Annotated in this window: 20 protein-coding genes and 6 pseudogenes; 16 read left to right on the forward strand and 10 right to left on the reverse strand. The window is 68.4% G+C overall.

What is annotated here, in order from left to right; all coding sequences use genetic code 11:
* Window positions 1–212 precede the first annotated feature (212 nt).
* The 3 genes and pseudogenes from AB0J12_RS38555 to AB0J12_RS38565 all read right to left on the reverse strand — a co-directional run.
* A pseudogene (locus AB0J12_RS38555) lies at window positions 213–449 on the reverse strand (recombinase family protein); the annotation flags it as partial.
* Window positions 446–697, reverse strand: a complete 252-nt coding sequence (locus tag AB0J12_RS38560) for a hypothetical protein (RefSeq protein ID WP_363269475.1) — start codon at window positions 695–697, stop codon at window positions 446–448. The gene AB0J12_RS38560 and the pseudogene AB0J12_RS38555, both read right to left, overlap by 4 nt.
* A 77-nt stretch (window positions 698–774) precedes the next feature.
* Window positions 775–1,398, reverse strand: coding sequence for a TetR/AcrR family transcriptional regulator (locus tag AB0J12_RS38565; protein WP_363269476.1), 624 nt, complete (start codon window positions 1,396–1,398; stop codon window positions 775–777).
* Window positions 1,399–1,600: 202 nt separating this feature from the next.
* On the opposite strand from AB0J12_RS38565, the gene AB0J12_RS38570 reads away from it, so the two are divergent.
* A complete protein-coding gene (locus tag AB0J12_RS38570; RefSeq protein WP_363269477.1) occupies window positions 1,601–2,416 on the forward strand; it encodes an oxidoreductase in 816 nt (271 codons plus the stop codon).
* Window positions 2,417–2,631: 215 nt separating this feature from the next.
* Window positions 2,632–3,630 (forward strand): NAD(P)/FAD-dependent oxidoreductase, encoded by a 999-nt coding sequence (locus tag AB0J12_RS38575; RefSeq protein WP_363269492.1) that lies wholly within the window; start codon window positions 2,632–2,634, stop codon window positions 3,628–3,630.
* Here the strand turns inward: AB0J12_RS38575 and AB0J12_RS38580 are convergent.
* Entirely contained in the window at window positions 3,572–4,261 is a 690-nt protein-coding gene (locus tag AB0J12_RS38580; RefSeq protein WP_363269478.1) for a transposase family protein, read from the reverse strand. The two genes, AB0J12_RS38575 and AB0J12_RS38580, sit on opposite strands and share 59 nt — an antisense overlap.
* A gap of 868 nt (window positions 4,262–5,129) precedes the next feature.
* Window positions 5,130–5,738: a TetR/AcrR family transcriptional regulator gene (locus AB0J12_RS38585; RefSeq protein ID WP_363269480.1), complete on the reverse strand. Its 609-nt coding sequence runs from the start codon at window positions 5,736–5,738 to the stop codon at window positions 5,130–5,132.
* A 152-nt stretch (window positions 5,739–5,890) separates the two neighbouring features.
* On the opposite strand from AB0J12_RS38585, the gene AB0J12_RS38590 reads away from it, so the two are divergent.
* The 9 genes and pseudogenes from AB0J12_RS38590 (at window position 5,891) to AB0J12_RS38630 (ending at window position 14,455) form a co-directional block, all read left to right on the forward strand.
* The gene (locus tag AB0J12_RS38590; RefSeq protein ID WP_363269481.1) at window positions 5,891–6,376 is read left to right on the forward strand and encodes a cupin domain-containing protein; all 486 of its coding nucleotides are present in this window, start codon (window positions 5,891–5,893) and stop codon (window positions 6,374–6,376) included.
* 82 nt (window positions 6,377–6,458) lie between these two features.
* Window positions 6,459–7,283 (forward strand): alpha/beta hydrolase, encoded by an 825-nt coding sequence (locus AB0J12_RS38595; RefSeq protein WP_363269482.1) that lies wholly within the window; start codon window positions 6,459–6,461, stop codon window positions 7,281–7,283.
* 95 nt (window positions 7,284–7,378) lie between these two features.
* Window positions 7,379–7,806: pseudogene (locus tag AB0J12_RS38600) on the forward strand (MFS transporter); the annotation flags it as partial.
* A pseudogene (locus AB0J12_RS38605) lies at window positions 7,796–8,260 on the forward strand (helicase associated domain-containing protein); the annotation flags it as partial. The pseudogenes AB0J12_RS38600 and AB0J12_RS38605, both read left to right, overlap by 11 nt.
* 439 nt (window positions 8,261–8,699) lie before the next feature.
* The gene (locus AB0J12_RS38610) at window positions 8,700–9,908 is read left to right on the forward strand and encodes an ABC transporter substrate-binding protein (RefSeq protein ID WP_363269483.1); all 1,209 of its coding nucleotides are present in this window, start codon (window positions 8,700–8,702) and stop codon (window positions 9,906–9,908) included.
* Between the two features lie 70 nt (window positions 9,909–9,978).
* Window positions 9,979–10,929, forward strand: coding sequence for a sugar ABC transporter permease (locus AB0J12_RS38615; protein WP_363269484.1), 951 nt, complete (start codon window positions 9,979–9,981; stop codon window positions 10,927–10,929).
* Entirely contained in the window at window positions 10,929–11,762 is an 834-nt protein-coding gene (locus AB0J12_RS38620) for a carbohydrate ABC transporter permease (RefSeq protein ID WP_363269485.1), read from the forward strand. Before AB0J12_RS38615 ends, AB0J12_RS38620 begins: the two co-directional genes overlap by 1 nt.
* A gap of 87 nt (window positions 11,763–11,849) precedes the next feature.
* The gene (gene ugpC, locus AB0J12_RS38625) at window positions 11,850–13,034 is read left to right on the forward strand and encodes a sn-glycerol-3-phosphate ABC transporter ATP-binding protein UgpC (protein ID WP_363269486.1); all 1,185 of its coding nucleotides are present in this window, start codon (window positions 11,850–11,852) and stop codon (window positions 13,032–13,034) included.
* Between the two features lie 216 nt (window positions 13,035–13,250).
* Window positions 13,251–14,455 (forward strand): annotated as a pseudogene (locus tag AB0J12_RS38630) (IS3 family transposase).
* 29 nt (window positions 14,456–14,484) lie between these two features.
* Here the strand turns inward: AB0J12_RS38630 and AB0J12_RS38635 are convergent.
* Together AB0J12_RS38635 and AB0J12_RS38640 are read right to left on the reverse strand one after the other, a co-directional pair.
* Window positions 14,485–14,643: a hypothetical protein gene (locus AB0J12_RS38635; RefSeq protein ID WP_363269487.1), complete on the reverse strand. Its 159-nt coding sequence runs from the start codon at window positions 14,641–14,643 to the stop codon at window positions 14,485–14,487.
* Between the two features lie 860 nt (window positions 14,644–15,503).
* Window positions 15,504–16,487 carry a hypothetical protein gene (locus AB0J12_RS38640; RefSeq protein ID WP_363269488.1) on the reverse strand — a complete coding sequence of 328 codons (984 nt, stop codon included), beginning with the start codon at window positions 16,485–16,487 and terminating at the stop codon, window positions 15,504–15,506.
* 214 nt (window positions 16,488–16,701) lie between these two features.
* Here AB0J12_RS38640 and AB0J12_RS38645 point away from each other — a divergent pair, with 214 nt between their 5' ends.
* The 5 genes and pseudogenes from AB0J12_RS38645 to AB0J12_RS38665 form a co-directional block, all read left to right on the forward strand.
* A complete protein-coding gene (locus AB0J12_RS38645; protein WP_363269489.1) occupies window positions 16,702–18,045 on the forward strand; it encodes an IS630 family transposase in 1,344 nt (447 codons plus the stop codon).
* 111 nt (window positions 18,046–18,156) lie between these two features.
* Window positions 18,157–18,699, forward strand: a pseudogene (locus AB0J12_RS38650) (helix-turn-helix domain-containing protein); the annotation flags it as partial.
* 160 nt (window positions 18,700–18,859) lie between these two features.
* A complete protein-coding gene (locus AB0J12_RS38655) occupies window positions 18,860–19,378 on the forward strand; it encodes a hypothetical protein (protein ID WP_363269490.1) in 519 nt (172 codons plus the stop codon).
* 170 nt (window positions 19,379–19,548) lie between these two features.
* Window positions 19,549–20,070 (forward strand): amino acid transporter, encoded by a 522-nt coding sequence (locus tag AB0J12_RS38660; RefSeq protein WP_363269491.1) that lies wholly within the window; start codon window positions 19,549–19,551, stop codon window positions 20,068–20,070.
* A gap of 341 nt (window positions 20,071–20,411) precedes the next feature.
* Window positions 20,412–20,962, forward strand: a pseudogene (locus AB0J12_RS38665) (IS5 family transposase); the annotation flags it as partial.
* 57 nt (window positions 20,963–21,019) lie between these two features.
* On the opposite strand, the gene AB0J12_RS38670 reads toward AB0J12_RS38665, so the two are convergent.
* The 3 genes from AB0J12_RS38670 to AB0J12_RS38680 all read right to left on the reverse strand — a co-directional run.
* A complete protein-coding gene (locus AB0J12_RS38670; RefSeq protein WP_363269494.1) occupies window positions 21,020–21,331 on the reverse strand; it encodes a hypothetical protein in 312 nt (103 codons plus the stop codon).
* On the reverse strand, window positions 21,324–21,464 hold the full coding sequence (locus AB0J12_RS38675) for a hypothetical protein (RefSeq protein WP_363269495.1): 141 nt from the start codon (window positions 21,462–21,464) through the stop codon (window positions 21,324–21,326). The genes AB0J12_RS38670 and AB0J12_RS38675 overlap by 8 nt, the downstream gene beginning before the upstream one ends.
* 45 nt (window positions 21,465–21,509) lie before the next feature.
* Window positions 21,510–21,672: DUF1330 domain-containing protein (locus AB0J12_RS38680; RefSeq protein WP_363269493.1), on the reverse strand; the 163-nt coding region annotated here is incomplete at its 5' end.

Here is a 21,672-nt window from a genome sequence, read left to right on the forward strand (position 1 = left end):
ACCGCCGACCGACGCGGCGAACCCCTTCCCCGCCGCCACGACACCGCGCTCGGCATCCTGGAGTAGCTCCCGGCCAGGCTCCCTGGGACAGGGGCCGGCCGTGGTGGAGGTCGCGGCCGCGGACCGCACGAGCCGGGAGCGCGGCCAGCCGGGGGTGCGCTGCGCTGCTACCTGGACCTGCGCCAGGAGCCCGGCTCGTAGCGGCTCGCGCGGGTGTCGCCGCTCTGCAGGAAGGCGTGGCAGGCTTTCAGCTCGGGACGCAGGTCGTCCTTGCCGGACTTCTTGTCAGCGAAGATCCTGCGGCAGCCGGCCGCGGTGAGGGCGTCGAGCTGGCGGTCGAGCTTCTGTCCGCCGGTGGACACCCGTGCGTATCCGATGCGGATCTCGGTCAGGCGCGCGGGTTCGGCGACCAGGAGTTCGAGCGGGTCGGGTTCAAGTGGCGTGCTCACGCCCGGAATTCTGACAGAAAACGGTGGCCCGGGGTTGTTGAACCACCCGGGTTGTTGAAGGAGTTTTTGAAGGCCCTGGGGGTCTTTTCGATCTTGGATCGGCGATCGTCAACAAACGAAGGTTTCTTGAAGATCAACAGGGAGCCGAACGGGCCGATCCGGCCAGGGCGTTCGGCTCCGAGCACCCCGAGCCCTTCGTACGGTGCGGCGGCAGCGGGATCACGTGTGCCCCCCTTGGTGTCGGGCATGCGCGAGCAGCGCGGCCACGACGTCGTTCGCCTGGTCCGCTTCGGATGCCTGCGCAACGAGGCCGGCCGTGCCCTTCTCAGCGGTGGCGCGGGCGAGGCAGCAAGGCGAACGCGCTCTCCGCAATCGAGGTCAAGCGGGCGGGACTGTGGCCGACCGCGCCTACGACATCGGTCCCGCGGATGACGGTCAGCAGAAGGTACGCGAGGTCGTCGGGATCCGCGTCGGGGTCGATGTCGCCGTTGCGCTGCGCCGCTCGCACGCACTCGGCCACCGCCGTCACGAGCACGGAGAAGCAGTCGTTGGCCAGGCGTTCCACCTCGGGGTCGGAGGCGCCGATCTCCAGGGCCATCTTGGCGGCGAAGCAGGCCGCCGCCGCCCGGTCAGGAGCGGGGGGTATGTCGGCGGCGAGTGGCACCCCGTGGACGGCGCGGAGCAAGTACCCGTGCAGTCGTTCCAGGGCACCCTCGTCCGGTCCGGCGAGCGCCTGCGGCGCAAACTGCCCCAGCCGGGCGAAGTACCCGGCCATCGCCTGTAGCAGCACGCCGTGCTTGCCGTCGAACGCGGCGTAGAGGCTGCCGCGGCCCAGGCCGGTGGCTGCGCTGATGTCGTCGACGCTCGTGCCGTTGTAGCCCGCGGCGCGGAACTGCCGCTCGGCGGCATGGAGGACGTGGTCGCGGTCGAAGCTTCGTGGTCTCGCCATACACAGAAGGTAAAGCCGACCCGCCTTTCTTGACAACTCAGTACAGAACTGTCTAGATTCAGGACTGTTCAGTACACAACTCCTGGGCTCACCGGACGGGTTTGGTCCGGGCTTGCAGGACCGGTGCGGACGGTGTCGACCTGAGCGCAGGCGACCCCGCGCAGCGCACGGCGAAGCCATGCCCACAACCGAAGGAACCACCATGCAGACAGCTCCCCCAGTGGCCCTCGTGACGGGCGCCTCCTCCGGGATCGGTCGGGCGGCAGCGCTCGCCCTGGTGGGCGCCGGCTTCGCGGTGGTCGGCACGAGCCGCAACGCGGCGAACGCCGAGCCGCTCGCCGGGGTGACGTTCCTGGATCTCGACGTGGCCAGCGACGCGTCGGTCCGTTCCCTGGTCGAGGAGGTGATCGAGCGGTTCGGCCGGATCGACGTCCTGGTCAACAACGCAGGCGTGGGCGCGGTCGGCGCCGGCGAGGAGAGCTCGATCAACCAGGCCATGGAGGTCTTCGACATCAACGTCTTCGGCCTGATGCGGATGGCAAACGCAGTGCTGCCCCACATGCGCGCCCAGGGCAGCGGCCGCGTGGTCAACGTCTCCTCGGTACTCGGTCTGATCCCAGCCCCCTTCATGGCCGTCTACGCCGCCACCAAGCATGCGGTCGAGGGCTACTCCGAGTCCGTCGACCACGAGCTTCGCGAACACGGCGTCCGGATGCTGCTCGTCGAGCCGGCCTACACAAGTACGAGTTTCGAGGCGAGCAGCATGGCACCCGACTCGCCACTCCCGGCCTACGCCGCACAGCGGGAGGTCTCCCGGGACATGCTGGCCACGGCCGTGCGCAACGCCGACGCCCCGGGCGTTGTCGCGAAGGTGATCGTCGCGGCCGCCACCGATTCCAAGCCCAGGCTCCGGTACACCGCCGGCTCGATGGCCAGACGCGTCAGCGTCCTGCGCCGGATCGTGCCCTCGCGCGCCTTCGACAGCCAGATCCGCAAGCTCAACCGACTGGCGGGCTGACTCGGCAGTACACCCGGCGCCTGAGGAGTCGCACGTGTCCAACACCAGAGACACCGAAGCCGGCATGAGCATCTTCCTCGGGGCCGGACTCTCCACAACAGCGCACGACGGTCGCCGACCACATCCTGGGCTTCCTGAACAGCCGACCCTCCTTCCGACCACCCAGAACTCGAAGGGTTGACCGAACCATGACTGACAAGGAAAGGCAGGAGGCCATGGCTGTGGCGACTCCTCCGTACGCGAGCGACGCACTGGCCGAGGGGACCGTCGACGCGGTGGTGATCGGCGGGGGCGCCGCGGGGCTGAACGGTGCACTGATCCTCGCCCGCTCCCGCCGCTCGGTCGTCGTGATCGACAGCGGCTCCCCGCGCAACGCGCCCGCGGAGGCCATGCACGGCTTCATCGTCCTGGACGGCACCCCGCCGTCCGAGATCCTTCGACGGGGCCGGGAGCAGGTGCGCCAGTACGGCGGACGCGTCGTGCACGGCGTGGTGGTCTCGGCCGAGTCCGCCGCCCCGTCGGCGGACGGGGACCTGCGGTTCACCGTCACCCTGGCCGACGGCCGCAGCATCACCGCCCGCCGCATCCTGGTGGCCACCGGCCTCACGGATGTGCTGCCCCAGGTGCCCGGGCTCGCCGAGCACTGGGGGCACAGTGTGGTGCACTGCCCGTACTGCCACGGCTGGGAGATGCGCGACGAGCCCATCGGCATCCTCGCCACCGGCCCGGCCTCCATCGGCCACGCGTATCTGTTCCGCCAGCTGACCGAGGACCTGACCTACTTCACCCACGGCACCGACCTGGACGAGGACAGCCGCGCCCGCTTCGCCGCCCGCGGCATCCGCGTCATCGACACCCCGGTCACCGAGGTCGTCAACGACCAGGACGGTGCCCTCGCCGGGGTGCGCCTGGCCGACGGCCAGGTCGTGGCCCGCCGCGTCCTCGCGGTCGCCCCGCAGATGCAGGCCCGCACCCAGGGCCTGGAAGGTCTGCGCCTGCCGGTGCAGGACCTGCCGAACAACATGGGCCGCGGTTTCGCCTCCGGCATGGCCGGCACCACCGAGGTGCCGGGTGTGTGGGTGGCCGGCAACGCCACCGATCCGGTCGCCCAGGTCGGGGCCTCCGCAGCGGCCGGCGCACTGGCCGGCGACTACATCAACAGGATGTTGGCCACCGCGGACACCGACGCGGCCCTCCAGAGGATCGCCGAGTAAAGCCCCACAGCGGCCACACGATGATCTCACGTTTGCCGGGGCGGGGCTGGCGGGCATAGCCGGGCAGCGCGGCCAGCAGCATCGGCTCCACCGCCCGGTTCAAGCCCTCGACCGTGCCCTTGAGGTGAGGGGCGTAGGCGGGCAGGTCCTCCACCGTCACCTCCAACAGATCGAACGCGGCGGTCACCGTCCTGGACAGGAAATCCCTGCCGCGGTCCACCCGCACCTTCTCCGGCAGACCACCGAACGGACCGTAGGGGTCCTCGCGCAGGACCGCGGAGCGCAGCGCGGCCAGCACCGACTCCCGCGACGGATCCCCCGGCGTGACCGCGACACCGGTGACCGCGTTCGTCGCGCAGTCGGTGAACCAGGTGATCCACGGCCTGCGGGCCTTGCCGTCGACATCGACCAGCACCGGGACCTGCATGTGGTCGGTCTCCCACACCTGGTTGCGCCAGGAGCACGGCCGGGCCAGGAACACATCGTGCTTGCGCGCCGCCCGCTCCCCTCCCGCAAGTCCGGCCCGCTCCCCCGGCGTCAGATCACGGCGGATCGCCCGGTGCAGCGTCGGAATCGGCGGAGGCGGCTCCCCCTCACCCCTGGCCGCACGGGCGGTCAGCTCACGGTGCACCGCCGCGACGTTCCCCTTCCACAGCCCCAGCAGAGCCCGGACCTCATCATTAACCGTGAATCGCCCGGGATAGGCAGCCCGCTCCCCGGTGCCAGGGCCCAGCCTCGTCCCGCTCGGCGGCCGCCAGCCACCGCCACAGCGCACGCTCCCGCACCCCGAGCACGTCCGCCGCCGCCCTCACCCGCCCAGTGGTGAGCTTCCCCTCCCGCCGCAGGGCCAGCAGACGGCGCACCGCCGGTCCCCGCAACGCCCGAACCGACACAGCCGGCAAAGCCCCACTCGCGTCACCACCCACCCCTTCCGGAGCCGGGTCCTGCTCTCCCTGATCCACACCCCTGAGCACACCAACACCCATCAGCCAGCAGATCAGAACTCACAAAACTGAGACAGCATCACCCCTCATGCAATAACGCCCCTGGAACAGCGAAACCCCACAGAAATCTCGCGTCCAGAACAGTGGCCAACCCCCTCAACCACCACTGACCAGCAGCAACACACCCAAGCCCGCTGTCACTCACCCACTGTCCCAAAACCGAGAGATCGCATACGAGCCCTGATGAAGCGCCAGGTCACCGTCAGGTTGTTTTTGGGGCGACCAGAAGACCCTGCGCCGTGGCTCGGGACTGGTTGATCGCAACCTTCGGCCCGACCCGTTGCCGCCCCGCCTGCCTGCGTCGGGCGCGGAGTCTGCAGGCTGACGCAGGGAGCCGGCGGAGGTGAAGGACGGCCGTAGGTCGCGGACCGGCTTGTGCCGCGACCTCCGCGCGGTGGACTGCCGGTTCATCCGGCAGCGGGCGGTCGGCGCTCCCGACTGCGCAGCGCGGCCCCGCGCCAGGCACGGCAGGATGGAGCGGCAGCCTCCGGGCCCCTACGGGATCGGGCGCACCGCAGCCTCGGTCAAGGTGGTGGCGGTGCGTACGGCGCTGGCGACCGCGGCCTGTGGAGCGAGCCCGCACAGGTCGGTGAGCGTGAAGAGCGCCTCCGCGCTGACGACCACAGCGAGGTCCCGTTTGAGCTGGGCGAACGCCTCCGGATCCGTCACCCCCAGCGTGCCTTCGAGGGGGGCGAGCGCGTTGTCGATCAGGCCGAAGCGGATTCCGGGGCGCGCGGACGCTGTCGCGGGCTGGGTGATGGTGGCCGAGATCATCGCCCGCACCGATCCCTGGCGGGCGAGTACGCCGCGGAGCAGGAACTCGCAGGCGAAGGCGACGCGTTCGACGGGATCGGTGGAGTCCGCGACCGGCGCGAGCGCCTCGGCGGGGGCCGGCCAGGCACCGGCCAGGGCCTCGCTGATCAGCGAGGGCAGGTCGGGGAAGTAGCGGTAGGCGGTGGCCTCTGAGACCAGGGCCGCGCGGGCGATCTCGGGCATCGTCACCTCGCTGCCCGTGTCGATGAGCTCACGGGCGGCCTGCACGATCGCCTTACGCGTGCGCTTCTTCTGGTTGGCGCGGCCGGTGTCGGTCTGCGTCGTCGCCATCGGTACATCCTCATTCCCGCCTGTACATCCGGGAACACCTTACCACTGCCAGGTCTCGTCATGAGAGTTCACTTGCGCAATGACAGTCGACCCTCTAGTTTCATCCTCGAGAGTTCGCGAGAGCGGACTCTCACGAATGTGAGGAGAGGGCCATGAACGACACGAGCAAGGAACCCGCAGTGACCGAGGTTTCCGTGGTCGGCCCCGACGGCGGCGAGACGATCCGCCTGGGCCCGACGCAGATGCGCATCCTGGAGGACGGCAGCACCACCGGGCACCGTCTCGGCATCGGCGAGATCACCATCGCCCCGCACACCCAGGGCCCGCCCCAGCACCGGCACGCCCAGCACGACGAGGGCTTCTACGTCGTCTCCGGAACCGTGCACTTCACCGTCGGCGAGACGACCCACATCGCCCCCGCGGGCACTCTCGCGATGATCCCGCCCGGCGCCCCGCACACCTTCGCCAACCTCGGTGACGAACCGGCGGTGATGCTCAACACCTTCACGCCCGACCTGTACGTGCAGTACTTCCGCGACCTGCGGGACATGATCGCCGACGGCCAGGAGCTGAACCCGGAGTCGACGGTCGCGGTGATGAGCCGCTACGCCACGGTCCCCGCCACCGACTTCGCGTGACGACCGGCACCTCCCCATCGCCAGCTTCGACGCACCGACTGCCCAACCCCCGTCCAGCACCGTCCACTTGAGGAGAACCATCGTGATCAGCACGACCCACACCGTCACCCTCGATGAGGGCGACCTCGACGTCACCGTCGACCTCCACGGCGTCGACCTCCACGGCGAGAAGGGACACCCCTTCCTGCTCCTGCACGGCGGTGGCGGCCCCCAGACCGTCGCGCCCTTCGCCCACCTCCTGGCCGAGCAGCGGCCGGCGAGGGTCTTCGCCCCCGTCCACCCCGGCTTCGGCGGCACTGCCCGCCCCGACTGGCTGACCGACGTCACCACCCTGGCCCAGGCGTACATACGCCTGCTCGAAGTGCTCGGGCTGGAGGACGTGGCCGTCGTCGGCAACTCCATCGGCGGGTGGATCACCGCCGAGATCGCCGCGCTCGGCAGCCACCGCATCACCAGCGTCACCCTCATCAACGCTGTCGGCATCGACGTCCCCGGCCACCCCGTCGCCGACACCTTCCCCCTTACGCCCGTCGAGCTGTCCCGGCTCTCCTTCCACGACCCCTCGAAGTTCCGCTTCGACCCGAGCTCACTCTCCGACGAACAGCGCGCGGTCATGGCCGGCAACCGCACCGCGCTGCAGATCTACGCGGGCCCGGACAACATGGCCGACCCCACCCTGCGCGAGCGCCTGGCCAAGGCGACGGTGCCCTCCCTCGTCGCCTGGGGGGAGAGCGACCGGGTCGTCGACGCCGACTACGGACGCGCGTACGCGGCAGCCATCCCCGGCGCCCGGTTCGAACTGCTGCCCAGCACCGGTCACATGCCCCAGGTCGAGACTCCCGGCCACCTCCTGCCGCTGATCTGGGACTTCGCGGACGCCCACGCCACCAACCGGCCCACCGGCTGATCCGGGGCCACCTCGTGTCCGAAGCCCTGGAAGCACCCGAAGCGTCAGAACTGCCTGAACGGCCGGAGGCATCCGACGTACGCGAACCGGCCGGAGTGCACGCACCGTCCGAAGCCGCCCGGCGGCGGCAGTCGATCGTCCTGGCCGTGTGCTGCCTCAGCGTGCTGCTGGTCAGCCTCGACACCACCATCCTCAACGTCGCGCTGCCCGCCATACAGCGGGACCTCGACTCCTCGGTCTCCGGCCTGCAGTGGACGCTCGACGCCTACACCATCGTGCTCGCCTCGCTCCTGACCCTGGCCGGCTCCACGGCCGACCGCGTTGGGCGGCGCCGGATCTTCCGGCTCGGGCTCCTCGTCTTCACCGGCGGATCGTTGCTGTGCAGCCTGGCACCGACGCTCGGGTGGGTGGTGGTCTTCCGGATGGTGCACGCACTGGGCGGCTGCATGCTCACCCCGGTCGCCATGGCCATCCTCACCAACAGTTCACCCAGCCCCGCGAGCGAGCACGCGCGATCGGCGTATCCGCGTGACCCGGTGATGGTCGCGGACTGGGTCAGCTTCAACGTGATCGACACGGAGAAGCAGGACTGGGCGCGCGGCTGGGCGGCACTCAAGAAGTTCACGGAGCTTCACGCCCGGGTTCCGTACGGGCACAAGGAGGGCGCGTACCCCCTTGGGCAGTGGGTCGCGGAGCAGCGACGGGCGTACGGGGCGGGGCAGATGAGCGGCCTGCGCGCCCGACGGCTGGAGAAGCTGGGCATGGTCTGGTCGCTGGCGGATGAGCGGTTCCAGGAGAACCTGGAGGCCGCGAAGGCTTACTACGAGCAGCACTGGACGCTGTGCGCGCCCCGGTCCGCCACGGCGCTGGACCGGCCGGTGGGGCAATGGCTGTCCAACCTCCGCCGCCCTGGCGCGCTGGAGGGCCACCCCGAGTGGAAGACGGCGCTGGAGGCCGTGGACGAGGACTGGAGCCCCGAGTGGCATCAGCCCGGCGCCTGCATCCCCCGGATCCTACGCGGCCTCGGTGTTCTGCCCCGGGCTGTTCCAGATGGCGCGGTGGGTGAGTAGCGGCGCTCGGCGGGGCGGTCGAGGTCGTCACCGGCGGCTGTGGGCGGTCGGCCCTCGACCAGCGAGGATCATCCGTCGCGTTACGCGGACGGCTGGTTGGCAGTGCAGGGTGTTTTTGGTTGATATGGGTGTCGTGGCGGCTTTTTATGCATAGGTCATGTTCTGGGATGTCTAGTGTTGACGAGGGAGCGAAACACTACAGGGTCGAGTCCCGTGCCGACCGTCTCGGAAAACGGGGTGTCGCCGCGTGCGCGGGTTCGGATTTCAGCGGGTTCTCGGAAAGAAGGTGCCTTCCGTGCGGACGCGACGGCTGCGAGGTATTGCCGTGCTGCCTTTGCTCGCGTCTGTGCTGGCAGCCTGTGGTGGCGGCGAAGCCTCCGGACCGGTCGGCATCGACTGGTACAACTTCCCGGACGACTCGGGGGCGCTCCAGAAGGCGGCCAGCAGGTGCAGCAAGGCATCCAACGGGCGCTACCGGATCATCTACCACAAGCTGCCGCGTGCCGCCGACGGCCAGCGCCAGCAACTCGTCCGCAGACTGGCCGCCCAGGACAACGCGCTCGATATCCTGGGCCTGGACGTCACCTGGGCGGCGGAGTTCGCCGAGGCCCGCTGGATCCGTGAGTGGACGGGGGCTGGGAAGCGACAGGCTCTCGAGGGCACTCTGCGCGTGCCGGTGCAGACCTCGATGTGGAAGGGCAAGCTGTACGCCGTCCCGTACAACACCAACACCCAGCTTCTCTGGTACCGCAAGGATCTGGTGCCGACTCCGCCCAAGACCTGGGCCGAGATGCTGACCATGGCCCGCGGCCTCGCCCAGAAGGGCAAACCGCACTTCGTGGAGATCCAGGGCGCCCAGTACGAGGGCCTGACCGTCTGGTTCAACACACTGATCAACAGCGCGGGCGGCTCCATCCTCAACAAGACCGCCACCAAGCCGTCCCTCGGTCCTCCCGCGGTGCGGGCCGCCTCCGTCATGCGCGACCTGGCGAGATCCCCGGCCGCGGACCCCTCCCTGTCCAACCAGATGGAGGACCAGAACCGACTCGCCATGGAGTCGGGGACGGCGGCGTTCGAACTCAACTACCCGTTCGTCTATCCGTCGATGAAGGCGAACAATCCGGCGCTGTTCAAGAACTTCCGCTGGGCGCCGTACCCCCGGGTCGACGCGAACCGCCCGGCACGGCCCACCATCGGCGGGATCGACCTGGCCGTGAGCGCCTACTCGCCCCACCCCCGGCTGGCCTTCGAGGCGGCCCTGTGCCTGCGCAACCGGGAGAACCAGCTCACCGCGGCACTCGAAGGCGGTCTGCCGCCCACTCTGCGCGGCCTCTACGACGAGCCGTCCTTCATCAAGCAGTACCCGTTCGCCAAGGAAGTGCTGACCGCCCTGGAGTCGGCGAGCGTACGCCCGCTCACTCCGGCCTACCAGAACGTCTCGATCGCGGTCTCCCACACGCTGTCCCCGCCGTCCGGGATCAAGCCTGAGAGCTCGGTCAAGACGATCAGGGACCAGATCGACGACGCTCTGCAATCCAAGGGTGTGATCCCGTGAGCCCCCATTTCCCGCACCACTTTGTCCGCCGGCGCCCCCGCGCGCGGGCCTGCTCTCGCGGCGGGCCGAGATGAGCGCACAGACCCAACCGGGCGGAGCGCCGCCGCCCGAGGCGGAGCAGGAGCGGCGGACCCGGGCGGCGCTCTCGGCGGGAGCCCGGCAGGAGCGGCGGCTCGGCTGGCTGCTGTGCGCGCCGGCCGTCCTCGTCATGCTCGCCGTGACCGCCTATCCCATCGGGTACGCCGTCTACCTCTCCTTCCAGCGGTACGACCTGCGCTTCCCGGCGCAGGCGAAGTTCGTGGGGCTGAGCAACTACGGGGCGGTACTGTCCTCCTCGTTCTGGTGGCAGGCCTTCTGGGTGACGCTGTTCATCACCGTGGTGTCCGTCGCCATCGAGCTGGTCCTCGGCATGGGCATCGCCCTGGTGATGCACCGCGCGATCTTCGGGCGTGGGACGGTCCGCACCTCGGTCCTCGTGCCGTACGGGATCGTCACCGTCGTCGCCGCCTTCTCCTGGCAGTACGCGTGGACACCGAACCTCGGGTACCTCGCCGAGCTGCTGCCCAGCGGATCCGCTCCGCTGACCGAGCAATGGCCCGCCCTGTGGCTGATCGTCCTCGCCGAAGTGTGGAAGACAACCCCGTTCATGGCGCTGCTTCTGCTCGCGGGACTCGCGCTGGTCCCCGAGGAGACCCTCAAGGCGGCCATGGTGGACGGCGCCACCGGCTGGCAGCGCTTCATCAGGGTCATGGTGCCGCTGATGAAACCGGCCATCCTGGTGGCGCTGCTCTTCCGCACGCTGGACGCGTTCCGGATCTTCGACAACATCTACATCCTGACCGCGGGCGCCCACGACACCGGTTCCGTGTCGATCCTCGGCTACGACAACCTGTTCACCGCGCTGAACCTGGGCATCGGGTCGGCGATCTCGGTACTCATCTTCATCTGCGTCGGGATCATCGCCTTCACGTTCGTCAAGCTGTTCGGCACGGCCGCACCCGGCGCGGAGGTGAAACGCTGATGGCCACCGTCGGAAAGACGCATGCCGCCCAATGGACCGTCGTGAACGTGGTGGTGATCCTGTACGCCCTGTTCCCGGTGTGGTGGATCGCCGCGCTGTCGTTCAAGGAGCCCAGCACCCTGACGGACGGCAATTACATCCCCCGGCAGTGGAGCTGGGAGAACTACAAGGGCATCTTCCAGACCTCCGAGTTCACCCGAGCCCTGATCAACTCAATCGGCATCGCCCTGATCTCCACGGTGATCGCGGTGGTGCTGGGCACCATGGCCGCCTACGCAGTGGCCAGGCTCCGGTTCCCGGGCAAGCGGGTACTCATCGGGATGTCGCTGCTCATCGCGATGTTCCCGCCGATCTCCCTGGTATCACCGCTGTTCAACATCGAGCGCGTCGTGGGCATCTTCGACACCTGGATCGGGCTGATCATCCCGTACATGACCTTCTCGCTGCCTCTCGCGATCTACACCCTGTCCGCGTTCTTCCGGGAGATCCCCTGGGACCTGGAGAAGGCCGCCAAGGTCGACGGGGCCACGCCCGCGCAGGCGTTCCGGTTGGTCATCGCACCGCTGGCCGCGCCGGGCGTATTCACCACGGCCATCCTCGTGTTCATCTTCTGCTGGAACGACTTCCTGTTCGCGATCTCGCTGACCTCCACCACGGCCGCGCGTACGGTGCCGGCCGCGATCGCGTTCTTCACGGGCAGCTCGCAGTTCCAGCAGCCCACCGGTTCGATCGCCGCCGCGGCAGTGGTGATCACCATTCCGATCATCGTTTTCGTTCTGTTCTTCCAGCGGCGGATCGTCGCCGGACTGACCTCCGGAGCGGTCAAGGGGTGACCTGGGGGCCGCGCGGGCGGCCCGCCCGTCCGAGACACCGGCCGCGACACCCGGACCGGAAGGCATGAAGGCAAGGAGGCACCACCGATGGCCGAGATCATCCTTGAGGGAGTCACGAAGCGTTTTCCCGACGGATCCCTCGCCGTGAAGGACGTGGACCTCGACATCGCCGACGGCGAGTTCGTGATCCTGGTCGGTCCGTCCGGATGCGGCAAGTCCACCACCCTGAACATGATCGCCGGACTCGAGGACATCACCGAGGGCACTCTGCGTATCGGCGACCGGGTCGTCAACGACCTCGCTCCCAAGGAGCGCGACGTGGCCATGGTGTTTCAGAGCTACGCGCTGTATCCGCATCTGAGCGTCCGGGAGAACATGGGCTTTCCGCTGCGTCTGGCCAAGGTGGACACGGCCACCATCAACGGCAAGGTCGAGGAGGCCGCACGGGTTCTCGACCTGACCGAGCACCTGGACCGCAAGCCCGCCAACCTCTCGGGCGGCCAGCGCCAGCGTGTGGCCATGGGGCGGGCCATCGTCCGCGACCCCAAGGCGTTCCTGATGGACGAGCCGCTGTCCAACCTGGACGCCAAACTCCGCGTACAGATGCGCACGCAGATCTCCCGGCTCCAGAGGCGCCTGGGCACCACCACGGTGTACGTCACCCACGACCAGACGGAGGCGATGACCCTCGGCGACCGCGTCGTGGTCATGAGGCAGGGAGTGGTCCAGCAGGTCGGCACACCGGCGCAGTTGTACGACTTCCCGCGCAACCTCTTCGTCGCCGGCTTCATCGGCTCCCCGGCGATGAACTTCCTCAACGCGACGATGGAGGGCGGCATCCTGCACTCGGCCATCGGGGACCTGCCTCTGGAGGACCGTACGAGGCAGGCACTGCAGCGGCACAACGCACCCCGGGAGGTCATCGTGGGACTACGGCCCGAGGCGTTCGAGGACGCGGCCCTGGCGCATGACGGGCGCGGACCGGTCGTCACCGCCACCGTGGACGTGCTGGAGTCCCTGGGGTCCGACGTGTACGTGTACTTCACCGAGGAGGGCGGGCCCGCGCAGGCCGCCGAACTCGAGGAGCTCGCCACGGACTCGGGCCTGCGAGACACCGGCGCCGCGTCCGTCCAGCAGATCGTGGCACGCCTGGACGCCGCCACACGCGCTCGCGAAGGCCAACCGCTCGAACTGCGCGTCGACATGCGCAAAGCGCATGTGTTCGCCCCGGCCACCGGCGTCAACCTCTCGCATCCGGACAACGCCGACTGACGAAACACCCCTGCGGCTCTGCGGGGCTGCCGGTGAGCCCCTCGCAGGCTTCGGACGCAGAGGCGTAAAAAGCCTGGTGGTTCCCGTGGAATCCCTGTGCGCGGATTTTCCGCTAACGCGCCTGCCACGAGGCGGGGATCAAGCGTTGAGTGAGGCTGATCCTTGGGAGTGCACACCCTGACAATGGATCTTGATGGTCCAGGGAGGGATGTCCAGGTGGGACGCAAGTCTCCGTATCCGGAGGAGTTCAGGAAGGACGCTGTCGCGCTCTACCGCGCCGCGGCGGGGAAGCGGACGTACGCGGCGGTGGCTGCGGATCTCGGTATCACCGCGGAGTCGCTTCGGACGTGGGTCCGTAAGGACGAGGCCCAAGCCGTGCCCGAGGACCGCGAGGGCAGTGTCAGTGCGGCGGAGGAACTGGCCCGGCTGCGAGCGGAGAATGCCCGGCTGCTCAAGGCCGTGCAGGAGTGGCGGCTGGAGCGCGAGATCCTGCGCCGGGCAGCCGCCTATTTCGCACGGGAGGTGAAGTGAGCCCCGCCGCTGGGCCTTCATCTCCGACAACCGCGCCGATTTCGGCGTCAAGCGGATCTGCCGGGTGCTCGGGGCGTCCCGCGCCGGCTACTACCGGCACCTGGCCACCGAGCAGGCCCGCGCCGAGCGCCAGGCGGAGGAGAAGCGGACTGTGAGCGAGATCCGCGCCATCCACGCCGAGCACCATGCTACGGCGCCCCACGTGTCCATGCCGAGCTGCGGGCGAGAGGGCGCAGGATCAACCGCAAGCGCGTGACCCGGCTGATGCGGATCAACCACATCGCCGGCCGGCACCTGCGGAAGAAGAAGCGGCGACGATCGCGGACAGGGCCACGCCGCCCGCGCCGGACGTGGTGATGCGCGACTTCACCGCGGACGCCCTGAACACCAGGTGGTGCGGCGACATCACCTACATAGCCGTCGGCCCGACCTGGCTCTATCTCGCCACGGTGATCGACCTCTGCTCGAGGAAGGTGGTGGGCTGGTCGATCGCGGACCACATGCGCACCTCGCTGGTCACCGACGCGATCGAGATGGCCGTGGCCGACCGCGGCGGCCGGGTTCACGGCGTCGTCTTCCACACCGACAGGGGCGCCCAGTACAGCGCGGCCGCCTTCGCCGACGTCTGCCGCCGACACGGCATCCGCCGCAGCATGGGCCGAGTCGGCTCGAGCTACGACAACGCCCTCGCCGAGTCGTTCTTCCAGGGCCTCAAGCGCGAGTTGCTCCACGGCCGTCGCTGGACCTCGAAGGCACAGACCGGGCTCGAGCTGTTCCGCTGGCTGTCGTACTACAACCGGCGCCGTCGCCACTCCGCGCTCGGCAACCTCACACCAGCCGAGATCGAACAACAACTGATCACAACCCGTACGCTGTCACTCGTCGCATGAAACCCGGTGTCCACTCCCCGGGAGCAACCTCATCCCTGCTCGCCGACGAGCTGGGTGAACTTGGTGCGGGCGATCGGCTGGCTGTTCCACCAGCTGTGCATGACGACTCGCCCGTTCGCTGTCATGGCGAGGTGATAGCGGCCAGGGCGCGGCTTCACGGCCGCGGCGTCCATCTGTGGCTCGTCCACGGCCTTTCCCTCCTGGCCGGTCGTTGGACTGTAACCAACCGTCGGCCATGGCCGCGCACCGGCTCGTCCCACCGCGGCGCGTCCGGTGTCGGGGGTCCCCCAGCTGTAGATCGTGACCTTGGAGGGCTCTCTCACGAGCCGTCCCACAGCCCCAGCCGTCGCAGACGACGCTGCCGCCGCCTCTCGTACAACGCCGTGAGCCCGAGGATCCCGCCGAGCAGAAGGCTCCCGATTGGTGCGACGACATAGTCCGACGGCTGCACGTCTGGGAGCAACAGGAAGTAGCTAGTCCACACTGCTCCGGTCAGAAGTGACATGAAGACCGGGTGCCGGGCCGCGAACTTCTGTGTGCGTGTTGGTGGGCGCTCGCCGCCAAGGAGGCGGTCCACGGCCCAAAAGGCCCGCACCAGTCTCCGCCTGGTCTCTGACATGGCCCAGAGGGTAGCGCGGGCCGATCAGTCCTCGACCGGCGCGATGCCAGTTGGGCACGACGCTCGCAACCGTCGCCCCGACCGTCACCTCGCAGCCCAGCGCGGAGTGCCGTGAGCAGCACACCAGTGAACGGTGCCGGTCATGAGAGGGTCGACGGCGCGCCTACACCGTGATCAAGTCAGCCAGAGGCGGCGGTGATCAGCTCCGTGACGGCGTCCGTGCGGGCGGAGAAGGCGATCAGGGCTCGCTGGGGCAGGCCGTAGCCCGAGCGCGGCCGCGGAGGCCGGGCCGATGTCTCGCGTGCGAGACGTCTCGGCGCCGGCGGAGAGAGCCAGTGCCCTGGCGCGGCTTATGCCGAACTCCGCGCCCGTCGGAGCCCTACGATCCGTGCCATGAGTAGCAAGACCGACGCCGCCCGGGGTGGAAGCTCAGGACGGTGAGGGCTTCTTGGCGAGGATGCCGTCGGTGAAGAAGTTCAGTAGGGCGGCGGCGAGATTCACTGCGGCCCGCGCTTCGGCGACGGTCTCATCGCGTGTGGGGTGCGCGCCGCCGTGTCGGCTGGTCTGCCCGGTCCACAGCAGACGCATCATCCGCTCGACCGTCTCTGCTCCGACGCTGCTGGGCTCGTGGCCGATCCCGACCACCCACCGGGCCCGGGTGTTCTCCATGACCTTGATCATGGAGCCTAGGGTGGCTTTGCGGTTGTTCGGCTCGACCGTCGCGTGCGCTGCGGCTTCGACGGCCTTGATCGCTTCGCTGTACGCCTTCACGGGATCTGGATGCAGGGCGTACGCGGCCGCCCAGGCCCGGCTCAGGTGGGCGCCGGCCGACCCTCGTGCCGGGTCCCGGCCCGCGCTGGCCACGGCAGCCTCGGCGAGCGCTTCCGCCGTCGGGTCTACGCGCTGACAAAGGCCCGCCTGATCGGGGCGCAGGGTGTACGCCGACCTGCCGTCGTCCAGGAGCTGTTGCAGCTCACGGCGCAGCAGGGAACGGGGCTGCATTGCGCTCAACCCACCCACGGCGGCCGCAAAGATCTCCAGTTTGGTCGCGGGCTGGTTCGGAACCGCTGGCAGCACCTTGGCGGGGGCGGAGGGCGCGGTCAGGTGCAGCCAGGCGTCGACGACATCCGGCAGTGACGCGGCAGACGTGCAGTAGGCAAGGTGATCCAGCCGCGGATCGTAATCGTCGGGTGGTTCCTCCCCCTCCACCACGCGGTGTCGCCGGCATCCCTGGTACTCGCGCAGGTCACAGCGCAGCACGATGCGGTCCACGAGGGTGGAGTCCTGGCTGATCGCGCGGTAGGTCCAGTGCCGGAGCTGGTTCTCCAGCGCCCCGGAGACTGAAGTTCGCAGGGCAGGCGCGGGTGAGCCAGCCCGCTCGGACAGAGGCCGCCACAGGTCGTTCGTCGTCACAGGCCCACGGTAGAGGTCCATTTGGGGAGTCGGAACGCGTTTTATGCGGAGCAGCGACGCCAGGAAACGCTTGGGATCGGTCGACCAGCGCCTCGCGCGGTCCAGCCGTCATCCTTCGGGCGCAGGCTGTTGGTGAGCAGGCGCCGTACCGCCGTACTCCTGGACCTAGTGTGCTGCGCCAGAAATCCTGAGGGTTAGTAAGTACCCTGTTGTCATGTCGCATTCGGGACCGTCTGCTGTGGCGATCACGTTGTCCGAGGCCGAGCGTGTCGAGTTGGTGCGCCGGACGGAGCTGCCGCACCGGCGCTCGGCCGAGAAGGCCCGCATCATCCTGGCGTGTGCTGACGGCATGTCGAACGCGGGTGTCGCGCGGCTCGTCGGTGTCCAGGCCAAGACGGTCGGCAAGTGGCGTCGGGCGTTCGCCGCAGAGCGGATGGCCGGGCTTGAGGACGCCGGCTGGATCGGTCGACCGAAGGCCGACCTCATCCTCGGCGATGCTGAGCGCAGGCAGCTGCAGCAGTGGGCGCGGCAGGCCAAGACCGCCCAGTTCCTCGCTTTGCGGGCCAAGATCGTGCTGCGCTGCGCGGAGGGCGGGACGAACCAGCAGGCCGCGGCCGACCTCGGTATCGACCGGTCGACCGTGGACCGCTGGCGGGCCCGGTTCATCGCAAAACGCCTCGATGGTCTGCAGGACGAGCCGCGCTCGGGCCGGCCGCCTTCGATCCTCCTCGACCGGGTCGAGGAGGTCGTCGTGGCCACGCTGGAGTCGCTCCCGGGCCAGGACGCCCACTGGTCACGGGCTTCGATGGCCCAGCGCACCGGCCTGTCGAAGTCGACGATCGGGCGCATCTGGAAGCGGTTCGATCTCAAGCCCCACCTGCAGGACTCCTTCAAGCTGTCCACCGATCCGCAGTTCGTCGCCAAGGTCGTCGACGTTGTCGGCCTGTACCACCACCCGCCCGAGAAGGCGGTCGTGCTCTGCGTAGACGAGAAGTCCCAGATCCAGGCGCTGGACCGGTCCCAGCCCGTGCTGCCGATGATGCCGGGCATGCCCGAACGCCGCACCCACGACTATCTGAGGCACGGCATCACCAGCCTGTTCGCCGCCTTCAACATCGCCGACGGCACCGTCATATCGGCACTGCACCGCCGCCACCGGGCGATCGAGTTCAAGAAGTTCCTGATCCGGATCGACAAAGCGGTGCCGGCCGGGCTCGACGTGCACCTCGTCTGCGACAACTACGCCACCCACAACACCGCCGAGATCAGGACCTGGCTCGGCAAACACCCCCGCTTCCACGTCCACTTCACCCCCACCGGCTCCTCCTGGATGAACCAGGTCGAGCGGTGGTTCGGCCTGCTCACCGACAAGCTCATCCGCCGCGGCGTCCACACCTCCGTGAAGGCCCTGGAGGACGACATCACCGCATGGGTCAACACCTGGAACGACAACCCGCGACCCTTCACCTGGACCAAGACAGCCGACGAGATCCTCAACTCCCTTGCCGACTACCTCACCAAGGTCGGAACCACCGACCAGAAAACAGAGAAGAACTAACCCTCAGGATTTCTGGCGCAGCACACTAGTGCTCTGACCGCATAGGTTCGCCGGGTCGGTGGTCGTGGCGGTTGGATGTGCGGTGACGTCCGATCCGACGCTGGAGGTGCGGTGGCCGAGCCTGTCCGTGTGCGCAGACTGACCGACCAGGAGGGGCAGAAGCTGCAGCAGATCGTGCGCCGGGGCAGCACCAACTCGGTGCGCTACCGGCGCGCGATGATGCTGCTGGCCTCGGCCGGCGGGAACCGGGTGCCGGTGATCGCCCAGCTGGTCCAGGCCGACGAGGACACCGTGCGCGATGTGATCCACCGGTTCAACGAGATCGGCCTGGCCTGTCTGGACCCTCGGTGGGCGGGAGGCCGTCCCCGCCTACTCAGCCCTGACGAGGAAGACTTCGTCGTCCAGACGGCCACCACCCGCCCCACCAAACTCGGCCAGCCCTTCACCCGCTGGTCGTTGCGCAAGCTCGTCGCCTACCTGCGGAAGGTTCACGGCCGGATGATCCTCATCGGCCGTGAGGCGTTACGCGGCCTGCTCGCCCGCCGTGGCATCACCTTCCAGCGAACCAAGACGTGGAAGGAGTCGCCGGACCCCGACCGCGAGGCGAAGCTGGACCGGATCGAGGAGGTCCTTCACCGCTTCCCCGACCGGATCTGCGCCTCGAGTGGAAGAGGACGGGCTCGGGTGCGTACAACAACGACAAAAGGGCCTCCGGGAACCTCTCGGAACGGGTCGCACCCCCGAGCTACCAGGAGGCCCTGTCTCCATGCAGGTCGGTTGACACGGCTTCTGACAACCACCCAGGGGGTTTGAAATGGCTGTTCCATGGGAGCTCTTGATATCCACCGCAGGTGGTGTCACCGCCACCATCGTGGGCGTCGTTGCAGGCGGGGTCGTGGGGCGGCGCAGCGAGAATCGAAAGTGGCTTCAGGAGACACAGACGTCCGCGTACGAGAGGTTCCTGCAAGCTTTCGGCGCCGTCGAGATGGAGCTGCGTGAGGCGTTCCTCGAACGGCGCAGACCTGAAGTCGCATGGGGACCGTTCAATGCCTCGATCCAGTCGCTGAGCTTGGTGGCGAATCCCGAGGCGGCCGCAGCAGCTATCCAGCTCTGCGATGTCATCGAGGATTTCACCATTCTCTTCCACGATCGTCAGCCAGCGGATCTTGAGGAGCTCCGACCGATCCACGCCGCCTTGGAGCAGGGGCACTTGAAGTTCGTCAATGCGGCCCGACGCTCACTGCATCCCTCGCAGGAACGTCTCACCCAGACACTCGGCGGTCCGTCGCCCTGGCGTGGTGTCGCCTTCGTGGACCAACTCCGACGACAGTGAGGCTGAGTAGCACACCAAGTCTCTCCGTCGGTGCTTCTCCAGAGTGAGGACGGCCTTGCTCACCACCGGCAGGTCACTCAACCAGCACCCCTGCTCGACCTACACGTTCCAAGATCGGTTGAGATACGGCTTCTCACGACGTCCGTCGGGTCTATGGCGATACTGGCGTGATGATGATGGATGCTACGAACGCGTTGGTTGTGATCAGGACCCTTCAGGCGCAGGGTGTGGCGGTGTGGCTCGGGGACGGCGGCTGGGGAGTCGATGCTCTCCTCGGCGAGCAGACCAGGCCGCACAAGGATGTCGACCTGATCTTGCGGGTCGACCAGGTTGAGGAGGCGGTCGAGGCCTTGCGGGGCCTGGGCTTCGCCGTTGTGGAGGGTCGCCTTTCCTCATGCTTCGTCCTGCGCGATCAGGAGGGCAGGAGCGTTGATGTCCACCCTGTGGTGTTCGACGGGGAGGGCAACGGCAATTACACGATGGAGAACGGCGAGGTGTGGGTGTACGAGGCCGCCTGGTTCAGCGGGAACGGAACCCTTCAGGGCGAGCCGGTGCGGTGCCTCACAGCGCAGGGCCAGGTGGCATGTCACACGGGGTACGAGCTCGATGACGAGGACCGCCGAGACATGACTGCCCTGCAGGAGCGGTTCGGTGTGAACCTCCTGCCCGAGCAGCGGTTTCCGATGCGATGAAGGGAGATCACGCCGCCGTGGGGTACTCGGTCCATTCTCGGATGGGCGAGTCGGGAGCGAACCGGGCCTTGCCTGGCCGAGAGGTACGCCGTCGAGGCTGTCTGCGTGCCCGCCGGCGTCGGCCGTCTTCGCGGTGGGGCTCCGGCAGAATGGGGCGAGCGCAGCACCACGACGTCGTCCTCCCGGTGTCGTTGGACCGGCCGTGATGATCACTGCTGTGACCGAAGCTCCTGCGCGATGCGCCGGACGACGTCAGGAAGGTGCCGAGGCCCGCCTGCTGGAGTTGGCTAGGTCCTGTCCAATGGGTCACGTGACTCGTATGGTGGCTCTTTTCGGTCGGCGTGGGGCGGGGTGATCTCACTGATGAGGAATGGGCTCGGCTGGAGCCGCATCTGCCGAGGACGGTGAGCCGGGGTGGGCGGTGGGAGTCACCGCCGAGTGATCAACGGGATTCTGTTCCGGCAGCGGACTGGCTTGCCGTGGCGGGATTTGCCGACCCGCTTCAGGAAGTGGAAAACGGTTTGTGACCGGCACCGCAGGTGGTCAGCGGACGGCACGTGGGAGAGGATCCTGCGGGCCGTCCAGGCCGACGCCGATGCCGAGGGCCGGATCGACTGGAGCATGGTCAGCGTGGACTCCACCTCCTGTCGGGCTCATCAGCACGCAGCAGGTGCTCACTCCCGCTCGCCGAACGTCCTCAACAGTCGGAGCTCGCCCGTCCGGCACCGTTCTGACGAGGCCTTGGGCCCGCTCACGGGGCGGGCTGACCTGCAAGGTCCACCTGGCGGGTGAGGGCGGACGGCACCCGCTCGCCTTCGTCATCACGCCCGGCCAGTGGGGGGACGCCCCGCAGTTGATCCCTGTGCTGGAACAGATCCGGGTGCCGCGGCCGGGCCGGCGGTCCTGCCCCGGCGTCGGAACCTTCCCACCCGTGCGGTTGCCGGGGCGTTCAGCTGAGGTAGTTCACCCACCCTGGTACGGACGGGTCGTAGCTGGCGATCGACTCAAGAACCAGGGCGGTGAACGCCACCCACTCGTCCTCGGGGGCCCACGCCTCCCCATCGTTGGCCTGGGCGTAGAACGGACTGGGTGCCCGGGCCAACAGAATGCGATCCTCCGTCACCTCATGGATCCAGCCGAGGAACTCCCTGCCGTCAACGAGGGCGAAGCCCACCTTGTCAGCGCGTTCAAAGCAGCCGGAGAAGTAGTCGTAGAGCGACTGCACGCGGGTGGGGCCGGCTCGGTCGGTCTGGTCACGCAAGACGGCCCGGCACTACGCCAGCTGTGCTCTGCTTGCCGAACTGGTCGGCCTGCCCGAGCCCGAGCCGCAGGCCGAGGACAAGCGCGTCGAACCCGTCTGTTTCGAACTCCTCTCGTGAGTCGTCGTTCAGCACGTGTGCGTATCAGGTGACGGATGCAGCGATGGCTGGACACGCCGGTCAGTCGATGCCTTCGATGATGCGGAAGTCGCGCTCGTAGCCGTCGGGGAGGGCCACCAGCGCCTTCCGGTATGCCTCGCTCTCGTATGCCGCGACGGCCTGTTCAAAGCTGTCGAACTCGATCAGAACGACGCGTTGCGTGATTCCGGCCTCGTGGGCGACG

The organism is Streptomyces sp. NPDC049915 (assembly GCF_040656475.1).
In the GTDB taxonomy this organism is placed as follows: Bacteria; Actinomycetota; Actinomycetes; order Streptomycetales; family Streptomycetaceae; genus Streptomyces.

Bases quoted from the DNA above. Each gene is read 5' to 3' on its own strand.
- AB0J12_RS38645 (WP_363269489.1), top strand. From the start codon at position 16,702: ATGTCGCATTCGGGACCGTCTGCTGTGGCGATCACGTTGTCCGAGGCC.
- AB0J12_RS38620 (WP_363269485.1), top strand. From the start codon at position 10,929: ATGGCCACCGTCGGAAAGACGCATGCCGCCCAATGGACCGTCGTGAAC.
- AB0J12_RS38565 (WP_363269476.1), bottom strand. From the start codon at position 1,398: ATGGCGAGACCACGAAGCTTCGACCGCGACCACGTCCTCCATGCCGCC.
- AB0J12_RS38655 (WP_363269490.1), top strand. From the start codon at position 18,860: ATGGCTGTTCCATGGGAGCTCTTGATATCCACCGCAGGTGGTGTCACC.
- ugpC (WP_363269486.1), top strand. From the start codon at position 11,850: ATGGCCGAGATCATCCTTGAGGGAGTCACGAAGCGTTTTCCCGACGGA.
- AB0J12_RS38590 (WP_363269481.1), top strand. From the start codon at position 5,891: ATGAACGACACGAGCAAGGAACCCGCAGTGACCGAGGTTTCCGTGGTC.
- AB0J12_RS38660 (WP_363269491.1), top strand. From the start codon at position 19,549: ATGATGATGGATGCTACGAACGCGTTGGTTGTGATCAGGACCCTTCAG.
- AB0J12_RS38560 (WP_363269475.1), bottom strand. From the start codon at position 697: ATGCCCGACACCAAGGGGGGCACACGTGATCCCGCTGCCGCCGCACCG.
- AB0J12_RS38615 (WP_363269484.1), top strand. From the start codon at position 9,979: ATGAGCGCACAGACCCAACCGGGCGGAGCGCCGCCGCCCGAGGCGGAG.
- AB0J12_RS38585 (WP_363269480.1), bottom strand. From the start codon at position 5,738: ATGGCGACGACGCAGACCGACACCGGCCGCGCCAACCAGAAGAAGCGC.
- AB0J12_RS38570 (WP_363269477.1), top strand. From the start codon at position 1,601: ATGCAGACAGCTCCCCCAGTGGCCCTCGTGACGGGCGCCTCCTCCGGG.
- AB0J12_RS38575 (WP_363269492.1), top strand. From the start codon at position 2,632: ATGGCTGTGGCGACTCCTCCGTACGCGAGCGACGCACTGGCCGAGGGG.